We start from the raw sequence: 12,713 nt of genomic DNA, 5'->3' as shown, positions 1-12,713 counted from the left end.
GGACGCAGCCACCAGATTCCAGTGCTCGAGCTGTTTGCGGATCTGCGACGCCGCGTGAGCTCGACCTGCTGATCTGAGGTTTGTCGGCGAAGATGATCGCCTCCGCCTCGGTGATGGCCGGGGGTACTCGCCTGGCAGCACTCGCGAACCGTACCTACAGTGGGTTAGATGTCGCCGTTGGACGATCGGCACCCGTCCACCGTCTCGGACTGGGATAACGCGCGACGGAGGGCCCGGCTTCGGGAGACTCGTCTCGGGCACGGGTGGCAGACGTTGCGCCGTACCAGGTCGGCGGTGCTGCGGGTCGCCTTGATATTGCTCGCTGGGCTCATCGTGTTCGCCCAGTACTGGGTGCACGACGTCACCCCGGAACGCGATCGGCTCGCGCGCACCGAACCCGCTGTGCTGCCGATTGCCACCCCCGCGCATGATCGCGACTGGGACACCGTCGTCGTCGATATGGTGGGTCTCGGCGGTCTCAATGCCAGCAATACCGCGGCCGCACTGCCCGCTCTCAGTGATATGGGCGTGGTCTGGGCCATCAAATACGACAATCAAGGTATCGACACCAAGGTGATCGCGGATCTGATCATCCGCGCCGCCCAGATGTCGGGGCTGAAGAACATCGTGCTGGTGGGACACAGTATGGGCGGGGTCATCGCGCTCGAGGTCGCACGGCATATCCACCTCGACAGCGATCTGCGCCTGGTAGGGGTGATTCTGGACTGCACACCGGTGGATTTGAATGCGGTGCGTCCGGAGAGTCGTGGTGCGGGCGAGGATATGGTGCGCTGGATGGGCTGGCTGCCAGGGGCGCGGGAGAGCCGCACACTGCGGCTGGCGGTCGAAACCTATGCGCGTCGTGACCGATTCGTCGATCGCGGGACCAATGGGTTGCCCGGGATTCGGCTGGAGCCAATGCGTGATGTTGTCCGAGAAGTGTTGCGCGAGAAGGTCTTTTCCAAAGACGCGGCCAGCAACGGGCTGATCGAAACACAGTTCCTGGCCATCGTGGCGGGCGGTGCGATCAACGATCTGCGCGCGCTATCGCGGCCCGCCGAGGACAAACCGCGCCCGGCCATCGTCTTCATCCGTCCGCGTAATCCGAATAACGACCGGGTGGTTGATGTCGATTACTCCCATCAGGTGCTCATCGAGCGGGCCGGTGGCGTCGACGGCTCGCTGCTGGTCGTCATGCCGCGAAATACCGGGCACGCCAATCCGATGCAGCGCCCCGAGGAGTACAACAAGATCATCGACCAACAGATCCTGCCGTACATTCAGCGGTATCAGGAGCAGGTGCGCGCGACGGTCTCCGCGGCGGCGCCGCGCTGAGGGGGTGACCGCCGGCGGGGTGGGTGAAAGCAGTTGGAATCACGCCAAGGCAAACCGTATGCGTGCCGGTTTGGTCTTGATTCAATCACCCTATGTTCCGACCACGTACGTTCCTGACCGGCCTGCGCGGCCGCACAATCGCCGCGTTGCTCGCTGCGGCGACCGTTGCGAGCTTGGGTGTGACCGGCTGCGCGAGCGACGATAAGCCGGTCGGTAAGACCGATGCCCCGCTGCCCACCGAAATCCCCGCAGGCACCAAACTCGTGCTCGCCGACCAGTCCGAGCGGTTCAAGTCGGTCCTCCAGTTCTCCGGCGAACTGGACAAACTGCCGTTCAAGGTCGAATTCGCCAATTTCATCGGCGGACCGGCCATTCTGGAGGCATTCCGGGCCGGCGCCGCCGATGTCGCGACCGTCGGCGATGTTCCGCCGATCCATGCGCAGGTCGCCGGGCAGGACGTGCCGATAATCGCGGCCTACCAGTCCAATCCCAGCGCATTGAAACTCGCGGTGGCGCCGGGTAAAACGGCCACCACGCTGGCCGATCTCAAGGGTAAGAAGATCGCCTACGCGGAGGGGACCGCCCAACAGGCCGCGGTGCTGCGCGCGATCGCCAAGGCGGGGCTGAAATCCACTGATGTGCAACTGGTTCGGCTGCAACTCGCGGAATTCCTGGACGCGGTGCGCACCGGTCAGGTCGATATCGCGCCGCTGGTCGAACCGAATGTCACTCGGCTGCTGCGCACACCGGGTGCGTCACTGATCCCGGATTCGGAGACCGCTGGCATCTACGGTGGTGTCGGCTATCTTTACGCGCGCCGCGCCGCGGTGACCGATCCGGCCAAGGCGGCCGCGACTCGGGCGGTGGTCGCCGCCTATGTTCGCGCCTACCAGTGGGTCAATACCCACCAGGAGGAGTGGGCGCGTAAGTACTACGTCGAGAACCAGAAGGTCAGCGCGGATGACGCCAAGCGCATCGTCGACTCGCTCGGTACCTACACCTTCCCGCATCTGGATCAGCAGCTCATCGATCGTCAGCAGGGCACCATCGATGCGATCGACAAGGCGGGCGAACTGCCCAAGAAGGTGCGCGCTGCCGACGATTTCGATCTGCGCTTCGACGCTGTCGTCACCCAGGCAGTCACCGAGAGCGGTGCCTTATTCGAACCGAAGGCGAAATAGCAATGGCTACCTTGGATGCCGGAGTACTCGGCCGGATCGGACGAAGTTCACGCACCGCAGCGGAGCCGGTATTGGCCCGCCGCAAACTGACACGGCCTCGGCTCGGGCCGGGCCGCCCGATTCCGTTCGGCATTGCCATCGGGCCCGTACTGCTGATCGCGGCATGGGTGATCGGATCCGCCACGGGCGCACTGGATGAGCAGACACTGCCGGCGCCGTGGACGGTCGCCGAGACGGCTCGCGATCTGCTGGCCGACGGCAGACTGCAGTCGAATCTGCTGACCTCGCTGAAGCGCGCGGCCTGGGGTCTCGGGTTCGGCGTGGTGATCGGTGTGCTGCTCGCCTTGATCGCCGGGTTGAGCCGGGTCGGTGAAGCCCTGTTGGACGGGCCGGTTCAGATCAAACGCTCGATTCCCACGCTGGCGCTGATTCCGCTGTTCATCGTGTGGTTCGGCATCGGCGAGGAGATGAAGCTGATCGTCATCACGACCAGTGTCGCGATTCCGATCTACATCAATACTCACGCGCAACTGCGCGGCGTCGACAGCCGGTATGTGGAATTGGCCGCGACGGTGGGTCTTTCGCGGTGGAGTTTCATTCGCCGGATCGCGCTGCCCGGTTCGCTGCCCGGATTCTTCACGGGCTTGCGGCTGGCGGTCACCATCTCCTGGCTGGCGCTCGTCGTGGTCGAACAGGTGAATGCCACCAGCGGCATCGGCTATCTGATGACGCAGGCGCGCACCTACGGCCAGATCGACGTCATCGTCGTCGGCCTGGTGATATACGGACTGCTCGGACTGTTCGGCGATCTCGCCGTGCGCGCGACGGAACGGAGGGTGCTGTCATGGCGACAGACGATCGCGGACTGAATGTGGTCCGAACCCGCGCGCTGCGCAGGGGTTTCGGCGATCGTGTGGTGTTGCACGGCATCGATCTCGATATCGCACGCGGCGAATTCGTCGCCCTGCTCGGGCGCAGTGGTTCGGGTAAGAGCACCTTGTTGCGCGCGTTGGCCGAGCTGGATCGTGATGTGCTGGGCTCGGGTGAGTTGCGGGTGCCGACGGAACGTGCGGTGGTCTTCCAGGATTCGCGCCTGCTGCCGTGGAATCGGGTGCTGGACAATGTGACTCTCGGTTTGAAGGGTGCCGATGCCGCCGAGCGCGGCCGCACTGCTTTGGCCGAAGTTGGACTTGCCGGGCGGGAAAAGGCCTGGCCCAAGGAGCTTTCCGGCGGTGAGCAGCAGCGCGTCGCCCTGGCGCGGTCGCTGGTCCGGGAGCCGGAGTTGCTGCTGGCCGATGAGCCCTTCGGTGCGCTGGACGCGCTCACCCGCATCAAAATGCATGTGCTGCTGCAGGATCTGTGCGCCCGGCACAAGCCTGCCGTTTTGCTGGTGACCCATGATGTCGATGAGGCGGTGCTGCTCGCCGACCGCGTGCTCGTCCTCGACGAGGGACGCATCGCCGTCGATCAGCGCATCGATCTGGAACGTCCACGCCGCCATATCGATCCGGACTTCAACCGCCTGCGCGAGCTGCTGCTTTCCAGCCTCGGCGTCGATGTCGCAGCCCTGCACGATGAGAAGAAGGCCTCATGACACGGCAACTCAGCCTCAACGCGTTCATCTACCCCTCCGGACATCATGAGGCGGCCTGGCGGCATCCGCAGAGCCGACCCGACCGGATCTACGATGTCGCCTACTACCAGGAGATCGGCCGCACGGCCGAAGCCGCGAAACTCGACGCGGTGTTCTTCGCCGACGGACCCGCACTGCGCACCAATGTCGAACACAATGCGGCCGCCGGTCTGGAACCGATCACGTTGCTCACCGCGATCGCGACGGCCACAACCCATCTCGGTCTGATCGCCACCGCATCGACGACCTACTACGAGCCATACAACCTGGCCAGGCTGTTCTCCACGCTGGACCACATCTCCGGCGGCCGGGCGGGTTGGAATATCGTCACCACCGGAACCGACCTCGCCGCAGCGAATTTCGGGCTCGAGAAACATCCCGATCATGCGACGCGGTATGCGCGGGCACGGGAATTCGTCGATGCGGTCGTCGCGCTGTGGGACAGCTGGGAGGACGACGCCATCCTGCTGGACCAGGAAGCGGGCATCTACGCTGATCCGGCCAAGATCCATCCGATCGACTTCGTCGGTGAATATCTCAGTGTGCGTGGGCCGTTCAACGCTCCGCGCACGCCGCAGGGGCATCCGGTGCTCGTGCAGGCCGGTGCATCGAATGACGGACGGGCGTTCGCGGGCCGGTACGCCGAGGCGATCTTCACCGCGCACCAGCGGCTCGAGGATGCGCAGGCGTTCTACTCTGATATCAAGGCCAAGGCCGCCGAATTCGGACGTGACGCCGAGCAGATCAAAATCCTGCCCGGTATCAGCCCGTTCATCGGCGATACCGAGGCGGCGGCCAAACAGTTGGAGCGGGAGTTCAACGAGCTCACAGTGCCCGAATACGGGCTGAAGCAGTTGGAGGGCATCGCGGGTGAGAGCCTGCGCCACCTGCCGCTGGATGAACCGGTGCCGCTCGAATTGTTCAGCGACGCGGGCGATGTCACCGATAATGAGCGCAGCCGTCGGCAAGTGGTCGCCGGGATCGTGCAGCGGGAGCGGCCCACCGTGCGCGGACTGCTGCATCGTCTCGCCGGTGCCCGCGGACATCGGGTCTTCGCCGGTACACCGGAGCAGGTCGCCGACACCATCGAGGAATGGTTCCGCAACGGCGCCGCCGACGGTTTCAATGTGATGCCGCCCTATTACCCGGGTGGCCTGGAGGTCTTCGCCGAGCAGGTCGTCCCGATCCTGCAGCGGCGCGGGCTGTTCCGCACCGAATACACCGGAACCACATTGCGCGACCACTTCGGTCTGCCGCGACCGGAGAGCCGGTACGCCCGGCGACCGGCGCTCGCGCAGTGAGCGGCTGTACCAGGCCGTATCCGGTCGGACAGCGTCCTGTTCTTGTTCATGCCGAAGTTCAGCCACCGCTGCGGTGTCGACTCCGCATGGCGCGGGCGCTGTGAGCGAACGGGTCAGCGCCACAACGGAATCCGCTCGCCTGCGCACGCTGGTGTGGACGGTGTTCGTGCCGGTGGTGCTCTACGGCATCGGATCCGGTGCGGCCGCACCGATGTACGCGCTGCGCGCGTTGGACCTCGGTGCTTCGGCCGGTGTTGCCGGAATCGTTGTCGCGCTGAGTGGGTTGGGGATGGTGCTGGCGGATCTGCCCGCGGGGCGGATCGTCGCACGCATCGGCGAGCGCTGGGCGATCGCAGTCGGTTCGGGCCTCGGCCTGGTCGGGGTGCTGTGCGCGATCTTCGCACCGCATACCGGGGTGCTGGCGGTTGGTGTGCTGCTCAATGGAACCGCCAGTGCGGTATGGGGTCTGGCGCGACAGTCCTACATCGTGTCGGTAGTGACACCGCAGGAGCGGGGTCGGGCGTTCTCGGCGTTGGCTGGTGCCTCGCGCCTCGGGTCGTTCTGCGGGCCGTTCATCGGTGCCGGGATGGTCTATGGGATGGGGCCGAGCGGTGCGCTGTGGTTGCAGTTCGGCACAACCGTGGTAGCGGGCGCGGCGATGCTCGCCATCCGCTCGGCTGACGGTGACGATATGGACGGCGCCGATCACACCTTGCGGTCGGTGGTCGTCGAAAACCGCAGGGTACTGGGCACACTCGGGCTGGCGGCGCTGCTGATGGGTGGTGCTCGGGCGACCCGCATCGCGCTGCTTCCGCTGTGGGCCGCGCATATCGGCGCGAGTGCCGTCGCCACGAGCCTGATATTCGGCATTGCCGGGGCAATGGATGTGCTGCTGTCCTATCCGGGCGGCGCCCTGCTCGATCGGTACGGCAGTCGCGCCACCGGTGTGCCGTCGATGTTGCTGTTCGCGGTGGGCTTCGCGGCGCTTCCGTTCACCTCGACGGCGCTCGAACTCACCGGTGCCGCAGTACTGCTCGGGCTCGCGAATGGCGTCAGCAACGGCATCATCATGACGGTCGGCGCGAGCGTCGCACCGCCGGGGCGACGTGCGGAATTCCTCGGTGCCTGGCGTCTGACCCATGACGTCGGCATGTTCGCCGGCCCCGTTGCCGTCGGCTTGATCAGTGCGGCAACAGTTCTCGGTGCCTCGGCGCTCGCTATCGCTGCGGCGGTATTCGCAGGCGCGCTCGCCATGCACCGCTGGTTCCCCGGTGCCTATCCCACCCTGTTCGCAGACGCACGCCGTCCCGAAACCCGGGCAACCGACTGAGCGCTCGGACCACTCATGGCGCACACTTGGTGCGCACCGCGCGCAGGTTGCTCCTTGTGGAGGTGTGCGCGGTCATATCTGAATGCTCGTTGGTGGGCAGGTCGAGGGCGCTGGTCGCGTTTGGTGGGCTCGGCCATCTCTGGCGCACACCTGGTGCGTGCCGCGCATAGGATGCACCTTCTGCGAGGTGTTCGCGGTGTATGCGAGGACCCTGCACCGATGCGCTCGGGTACTTCAGGATGCTGGTCGGGTTCGGCCGAGGTAGGCGAGGAGCTGGTCGCCCGGGGCGGTGGTCCGCGGTTCGATCGGCGCAGCGAATAGCGGCGATCGGTCGGCTAGCGGTACGAGTTCCGGTGCCACCGAAAGTAATTCGCGGGCGAGGCGGTCGGGGATAGGCGGCGGGTTCGATCGCGCGGCGGCGAGATCCCAGGCGTGGACCGCCAATTCGAGGGCACCGACGGTGCCCAAGACATGGGCGGGCACCGGCCTTCCGAAAACGACCACCGAGCGGGGGCGCTCATTCGCCCAGGCGCCGAGCAGGGCCATGGCTCGACTCCGGATGTGCAGCGTTCCCGCACAATTCGGCAGCGGTGCGCCCGGCATGGCAACCTGCCCGCCCGTCAAACCTTCTCGCAGCGCGGCAATCGACTCGTCCACATGCGCGAGCAGCATGCGCGTATTCCAGCCCCGACAGGCTGTCGGCGTCGACAGATCGGAACCTAGGTCGGGCAGCACAGAAAGCAGATAGGCGACCGCCCGCTCGAGTAGATCTTCGCTCATGGCAATACCGGCTGGGGGCGCGTGGTCGCCACCAATGATGTGGGCAGTCCGAATGCGGCGAACATCGAGCTGTCGTGATACGAGACGACATGCGCGACCCCGGTCGGCGTCACCGTGAGGATCTGCAGCGATTGCGCCTGCCCCCGCAGGTAGAACGCGAATCCGGGCTGAGCGTTCGCGGCGATCGGCACCATCCGGACCTCGCCCGCCCTATACGGACACTTCGACCGAACCAGTTCCACGATCGTGGTATTGCCGCGGAACCATTCCTCGATCGGCGGCATCTCCCACACCGCATCCGATCGCAACAGCCTGACGAGCGTATCCATATCGGCGGCTTCGAACGCGGCGGCATAGCGATCCAGCAGGGCGCGGATTTCAGGGTCGTCCGGTTCGGCGACCGGCGTGTCCGGTTCCAGCTCCGCGAGCGCGGCATGTGCGCGCTGCAGCATGCTGTTGACCGCGGCCGCGCTGGTCCCGAGTAGCTCGGCAACCTCGGCGGCCCTCCAATGCAACACATCTCGCAATATCAACACCGCACGCTGACGCGGCGGCAGATGCTGCCAAGCCGCGATCAATGCCAGCCGCATACCCTCGCGCGCCGCGACGATGGCGGCGGGATCCGAAGTCTCCGGTGTGACCAGCACGTCCGGCATCGGTTGCAGCCATGGCGTTTCAGACGCGAAGTGCACCGCCTGGGTGGGATCCGCGGTGGGCTCGGACAATCCGGTGGGCAGCACGCGGCGTCGATGCTCGAGCGCATTGAGGCAGGCATTGGTGGCGATCCGGTACAGCCAGGTCCGCATCGAAGCCCGACCCTCGAAATCGCCGTACCCGCGCCAGGCCCGCAGCAACGTCTCCTGCACCAGATCCTCGGCATCGTCGACCGAACCGAGCATGCGATAGCAGTGGGCGAGCAACTCGCGCCGGTACGGCGCGGTACGGGCGGCGAATTCATCGCTGTCTGACATGTGCTGTCCTTCCGGGCACCCCGGATGGTGGCCCCTCTGAATATCGACCGCCGTACCGCCCAGAACTCATCGGTGCGATGAATTTCGGGCCGCCGCCGGTCGGTATCTGTGCGTGTCCGAACCATCGGGCGCGCCGAAACCACAGGAAGGACCACCGTGAGCACACCGATCATTTCGGCGGTGACACAGCGCTGGGTACTAGTACTCGGCGCGGTCGCGTCGCTGATGGCGGCACTGGACACCCTGGTCGTCGCCACCGCGCTCAGCACCATTCGGCACGACCTAGGGGCGTCTCTGCAGACGCTCGAATGGACCGTCAACGGCTACAATCTCAGCTTCGCCGTCCTGCTGATGACCGCTGCGGTACTCGGCGACCGCTTCGGGCGCAAGCGGATGTTCATGGTCGGGCTCGCCATCTTCGTCGCCGCGTCCGCGGCCTGCGCGATATCGACCTCCGTCGCGACTCTGATCGCCGCGCGCGTGGTGCAGGGCATCGGCGCGGCATTGATCATGAGTCTGGCTTTGGCGCTGGTCAGCGCGGCATTCGCGCCGGAGAAGCGCGGTATGGCCATGGGACTGCTGCAGGGCATCACCGGACTCGCGGTCGCGTGTGGTCCGCTGGTCGGCGGGGCCGTCGCGGAGGGGTTGTCCTGGCAATGGATCTTCTGGCTGAACGTGCCGATCGGGCTGCTCGCGCTGCCACTGGTAGCGGCTCGGGTTCCGGAAGGCTTCGGCTCCGATACCGCGGTGGACGGCACCGGGTTGGTATTGGTCACCGGCGGCGCATTCGGTGTGGTGTGGGGTTTGGTGCGCGGCAATATCGCGGGCTGGTCGAGTTCGGAGGTGCTGATCGCGTTGGTCGGGGCAATCGCATTGCTGATCGCCTTCGCGGCCTGGGAGGCGCGCACGCGCGAGCCGATGTTTCCGATGCGGCTTTTCGTGAACCGTGGTTTCGCGGCGGGCAATACCGCCATCTTCCTGACCTTCGCCGCTCTGTTCGGCGAGGTGTTCTTCTACGCGCAGTTCCTGCAGGCGGTGCTGCACTACGGGCCACTCGGCGCCGGATTGCGGCTGCTGCCGTGGACTCTCACGCTGTTTTTCTGCGCGCCGGTCGCAGGTGCGTTGGCCGACCGGATAGGGGAGCGGCCGTTGATGGTGAGCGGGCTGGTCCTGATGGCGGGCGGCATGTTCTGGATCGCCGTCATCGCCGACCCGGCAATGACCTACGGCTCCTTCGTCATGCCGTTCATCGTCTCCGGCGTCGGTACCTCGATGGTGTTGCCGTCGGCGCAGAGTTCGGTGGTCGGCGCGGTCGAACACTCGATGCTCGGCAAGGCGGCAGGCGCGAACAGCATGATGCGTGAGTTGGGCGGCGTCTTCGGAATCGCGATCGCGGCAGCGGTTTTCGCCGCGACCGGTGGATACGGTTCGGTGCGGGAATTCACCGACGGATTCGGTCCGGCGATCAAAGTCGGTGCGGCACTTGCCCTACTGGGCGCGGTGGTCGCACTCGCACTGCCCGGTCGTAGGGCGGGTGTGGCAGTTGATCTCGAGGCCGCGACGGTACCCGTCTGAGTCCGGTCGTTCGAACGAGGTGCCACCGGTGCGCATTCCATGTGTCGGCCGCGCATCCGGCATAGGCAGTGTGTACTGCACACAAGGGGTGCGCACCGCATTGATCGTCCCGCGGGATTCGGACCGGTCAATCCGGGTGAGTCGAAATGCTTTCCAGCCATGGGTGATCGGGGTGCACCCGCGACAGCCACTCGAACAGCCGGGACCTTTGGGATCGGTCCATCGCGGGTAGCGCGCGCCGGAAGTCGGCTTCGTCCTTGTCGCGGCGTGCCTTTGCCTTGAACAGGAGTGCGACCTCGGGAGTCGCGTACGGAATGCCCTCGCTGGTGTGGCGAATCAGTTCTTCGTAGGGCAGGGTGATCGTTGGGTCGCGGCGGCACACCCATCGATCACCGACGTGCGGTTCACGGAACACGTCGAGCCGATAGCGCCCGGTCGCGGGTTCGCGTAGCCAGGTCTGATGGAAGTCTGCCGCCTTCGCCGGAAAAGGCCAGATTCGGTCGTCACCGATAACGTCCCACTCGAACCCAGGAAAAGCGGCGACAACCTCGCTGAATCTGTCTTGTGGGACAGCGATTTCGAGGTCGCTGTGCTTGCGAGCCCCGCCTCCGGTGAACAGCTCGAGCGCCCACCCCGCGGACACGCACCACGCAACCGTGACACCCGACATCCGCTCTGCGACTTCCGCGGGCGTCCACGCCGCCCACAGCCTGTCGCATTCCTCCGCCGAAACCAGACGCCCGGCCACCTGGGGCGACCCTGCTGCATCGGGATCAGAGATGGGCATCGGGGCGTTCCTTCCGGGCATGTGCGCCGACGAAGAACTCAGCGTACGCGGGTGCCGAGCAGGTGACGCACGCCGCCGACGAAAAGCTGCAGACCGAAATCGAAACGTGCTGTCGCGTCCGGAGTTTCGTTCAGCGGTGACGCGTCCTCGGCGAGCGCACCCGCCGAATCCATTTGCATTCTGGACTGCTCGTCCACGGTTTGTCCCAGCACGTAGTACAGCAGTGTGTACGCCGCGAGTTCGGCTTCCGGCCGCGGCATCCCGCCGCGGATCGCCGCACCCACGAGTCGTTCCCGCCCCTTGCTGGTGGTGAGTCGGGAGGCATAGGTCGCCGAGACCAATTCCGCGCCGTCGCGATAGGCGAGCAGACAACTGCGCAACCTGTGCGCCAATTCGGTGATCTGGCCAGACCAGTCCTCGGCCTCGATCGGATCCTCCATCGGGGCCAGAATCCGGTCGGCCACCGCGCCGAGCAGCGCCTGTTTATTGGGAAAGTGCCAGTACAGGGCCCCTGGCTGAACCTGGAGTGAACCGGCGAGCCTGCGCATGGTCAGGTCGGCGAGACCGTACTGGTCGAGTATGGCGGTGGCGCCGTCGACCACGTCCGCGCGGTGCAGCTGCACGGTGTTTCCTTCCGCTGTATTCGATTGCGGCATTCCCGGGGCCCTCCGTGCTTACGCTCGCTGCCGCCTCCAGGCCCCGTCGCTCATGCCGCGCGTGTTTTGACTCACTGTTACCGCTACCCTAGCCTGAACACCGTTCAAGTTGCACGGCCACCTCGGCCGGACGAAGGGATTCGTGCAGTGACCCAGGCACCCGTCCAAACCGATATTCTGGCGACCGCTCGCGAGCAAGTGCTCGAGCGCGGCGAAGGCCTGACCCAGGAGCAGACCCTCGAGGTGCTCCGGCTCGGCGACGACCGGCTGGAGGAACTGCTCGCCCTCGCGCACGATGTGCGTATGAAGTGGTGCGGTCCCGAGGTCGAGGTCGAGGGCATCATCAGCCTCAAGACCGGCGGCTGCCCAGAGGACTGCCACTTCTGCTCGCAGTCGGGTCTGTTCCAGTCGCCCGTGCGCGCCGCGTGGCTCGATATCCCCAGCCTGGTCGAGGCCGCCAAGCAGACCGCCAAGACCGGCGCCACCGAATTCTGTATCGTCGCGGCCGTGCGCGGTCCGGACGAGCGGCTGATGGCGCAGGTCGCAGCCGGTGTCGAGGCCATCCGCAACGAGGTCGACATCCAGGTCGCGTGTTCGCTCGGCATGCTCACCCAAGAGCAGGTCGACCAGCTCGCCGCCATGGGCGTGCATCGCTACAACCACAACCTCGAGACCTCCCGTTCGCACTTCCCGAATGTCGTCACCACGCACACCTGGGAAGAGCGCTGGGACACCCTGCGCATGGTGCGCGAGGCCGGTATGGAGGTCTGCTGCGGCGGCATTCTCGGCATGGGCGAAACCCTGGAGCAGCGTGCGGAATTCGCGGCGAATCTGGCCGAACTCGAGCCCGACGAGGTGCCGCTGAACTTCCTCAACCCGCGTCCGGGCACCCCGTTCGGTGACCTCGAGGTGCTGCCCGCCGCCGACGCGCTGCGCGCCGTCGCCGCCTTCCGGCTCGCGCTGCCGCGCACCATCCTGCGCTTCGCGGGCGGTCGCGAGATCACCCTCGGCGACCTCGGCGCCAAGCAGGGCATCCTCGGCGGTATCAACGCCGTCATCGTCGGCAACTACCTGACCACCCTCGGTCGACCCGCCGAAGCGGACCTGGATCTGCTCGGCGAGCTGAAGATGCCGATCAAGGCGCTCAACGAAACACTCTGAATC

General features: G+C 65.9%; 12 protein-coding genes. 8 read left to right on the top strand and 4 right to left on the bottom strand.

Going from position 1 to position 12,713, the window contains the following annotated elements; genetic code table 11:
* Nucleotides 1-168: 168 nt before the first annotated feature.
* The 6 genes from ACIBJI_RS38375 to ACIBJI_RS38350 all read left to right on the top strand — a co-directional run bounded on the left by ACIBJI_RS38375 (nucleotide 169) and on the right by ACIBJI_RS38350 (nucleotide 6,780).
* Nucleotides 169-1,335: an alpha/beta hydrolase gene (locus ACIBJI_RS38375; RefSeq protein WP_364353098.1), complete on the top strand. Its 1,167-nt coding sequence runs from the start codon at nucleotides 169-171 to the stop codon at nucleotides 1,333-1,335.
* A 92-nt stretch (nucleotides 1,336-1,427) separates the two neighbouring features.
* Nucleotides 1,428-2,516, top strand: a complete 1,089-nt coding sequence (locus tag ACIBJI_RS38370) for an ABC transporter substrate-binding protein (RefSeq protein WP_364353095.1) — start codon at nucleotides 1,428-1,430, stop codon at nucleotides 2,514-2,516.
* 2 nt (nucleotides 2,517-2,518) lie between these two features.
* On the top strand, nucleotides 2,519-3,385 hold the full coding sequence (locus ACIBJI_RS38365; protein ID WP_364353092.1) for an ABC transporter permease: 867 nt from the start codon (nucleotides 2,519-2,521) through the stop codon (nucleotides 3,383-3,385).
* Nucleotides 3,361-4,110, top strand: coding sequence for an ABC transporter ATP-binding protein (locus ACIBJI_RS38360; protein ID WP_364353089.1), 750 nt, complete (start codon nucleotides 3,361-3,363; stop codon nucleotides 4,108-4,110). The genes ACIBJI_RS38365 and ACIBJI_RS38360 overlap by 25 nt, the downstream gene beginning before the upstream one ends.
* Entirely contained in the window at nucleotides 4,107-5,450 is a 1,344-nt protein-coding gene (locus ACIBJI_RS38355) for an LLM class flavin-dependent oxidoreductase (protein ID WP_364353086.1), read from the top strand. Before ACIBJI_RS38360 ends, ACIBJI_RS38355 begins: the two co-directional genes overlap by 4 nt.
* A gap of 100 nt (nucleotides 5,451-5,550) precedes the next feature.
* Complete coding sequence (locus ACIBJI_RS38350; RefSeq protein WP_364353083.1) at nucleotides 5,551-6,780, top strand: MFS transporter; 1,230 nt, start codon at nucleotides 5,551-5,553, stop codon at nucleotides 6,778-6,780.
* 234 nt (nucleotides 6,781-7,014) lie between these two features.
* Here ACIBJI_RS38350 and ACIBJI_RS38345 read toward each other — a convergent pair whose 3' ends face one another.
* Both ACIBJI_RS38345 and ACIBJI_RS38340 read right to left on the bottom strand, forming a co-directional pair.
* Entirely contained in the window at nucleotides 7,015-7,560 is a 546-nt protein-coding gene (locus ACIBJI_RS38345) for a maleylpyruvate isomerase family mycothiol-dependent enzyme (RefSeq protein WP_396959206.1), read from the bottom strand.
* Nucleotides 7,557-8,531 (bottom strand): sigma-70 family RNA polymerase sigma factor, encoded by a 975-nt coding sequence (locus ACIBJI_RS38340; protein WP_397088009.1) that lies wholly within the window; start codon nucleotides 8,529-8,531, stop codon nucleotides 7,557-7,559. Before ACIBJI_RS38340 ends, ACIBJI_RS38345 begins: the two co-directional genes overlap by 4 nt.
* Before the next feature lie 156 nt (nucleotides 8,532-8,687).
* Between ACIBJI_RS38340 and ACIBJI_RS38335 the strand changes: the two genes are divergently transcribed.
* Entirely contained in the window at nucleotides 8,688-10,106 is a 1,419-nt protein-coding gene (locus ACIBJI_RS38335) for an MFS transporter (protein ID WP_396959202.1), read from the top strand.
* A 127-nt stretch (nucleotides 10,107-10,233) separates the two neighbouring features.
* Here ACIBJI_RS38335 and ACIBJI_RS38330 read toward each other — a convergent pair whose 3' ends face one another.
* Nucleotides 10,234-10,893 carry a nucleotidyltransferase domain-containing protein gene (locus ACIBJI_RS38330; protein WP_364353071.1) on the bottom strand — a complete coding sequence of 220 codons (660 nt, stop codon included), beginning with the start codon at nucleotides 10,891-10,893 and terminating at the stop codon, nucleotides 10,234-10,236.
* Nucleotides 10,894-10,931: 38 nt separating this feature from the next.
* On the bottom strand, nucleotides 10,932-11,516 hold the full coding sequence (locus ACIBJI_RS38325; protein WP_364353068.1) for a TetR/AcrR family transcriptional regulator C-terminal domain-containing protein: 585 nt from the start codon (nucleotides 11,514-11,516) through the stop codon (nucleotides 10,932-10,934).
* 180 nt (nucleotides 11,517-11,696) lie between these two features.
* On the opposite strand from ACIBJI_RS38325, the gene bioB reads away from it, so the two are divergent.
* Entirely contained in the window at nucleotides 11,697-12,710 is a 1,014-nt protein-coding gene (bioB, locus tag ACIBJI_RS38320; protein ID WP_040688747.1) for a biotin synthase BioB, read from the top strand.
* The last annotated feature ends 3 nt before the right edge of the window (nucleotides 12,711-12,713 follow it).

It is taken from the genome of Nocardia sp. NPDC050408 (genome assembly GCF_044458905.1).
In the GTDB taxonomy this organism is placed as follows: Bacteria; Actinomycetota; Actinomycetes; order Mycobacteriales; family Mycobacteriaceae; genus Nocardia.
Note: the sequence above shows the minus strand (reverse complement) of the source record. Positions and strands in the feature narration are given on the sequence as shown.

What these genes read in the sequence shown, in the direction of transcription:
- ACIBJI_RS38365 (WP_364353092.1), top strand. Translation starts at nt 2,519, where the DNA reads ATGGCTACCTTGGATGCCGGAGTACTCGGCCGGATCGGACGAAGTTCA.
- ACIBJI_RS38370 (WP_364353095.1), top strand. Translation starts at nt 1,428, where the DNA reads ATGTTCCGACCACGTACGTTCCTGACCGGCCTGCGCGGCCGCACAATC.
- ACIBJI_RS38355 (WP_364353086.1), top strand. Translation starts at nt 4,107, where the DNA reads ATGACACGGCAACTCAGCCTCAACGCGTTCATCTACCCCTCCGGACAT.
- ACIBJI_RS38345 (WP_396959206.1), bottom strand. Translation starts at nt 7,560, where the DNA reads ATGAGCGAAGATCTACTCGAGCGGGCGGTCGCCTATCTGCTTTCTGTG.
- ACIBJI_RS38360 (WP_364353089.1), top strand. Translation starts at nt 3,361, where the DNA reads ATGGCGACAGACGATCGCGGACTGAATGTGGTCCGAACCCGCGCGCTG.
- ACIBJI_RS38330 (WP_364353071.1), bottom strand. Translation starts at nt 10,893, where the DNA reads ATGCCCATCTCTGATCCCGATGCAGCAGGGTCGCCCCAGGTGGCCGGG.
- ACIBJI_RS38375 (WP_364353098.1), top strand. Translation starts at nt 169, where the DNA reads ATGTCGCCGTTGGACGATCGGCACCCGTCCACCGTCTCGGACTGGGAT.
- ACIBJI_RS38340 (WP_397088009.1), bottom strand. Translation starts at nt 8,531, where the DNA reads ATGTCAGACAGCGATGAATTCGCCGCCCGTACCGCGCCGTACCGGCGC.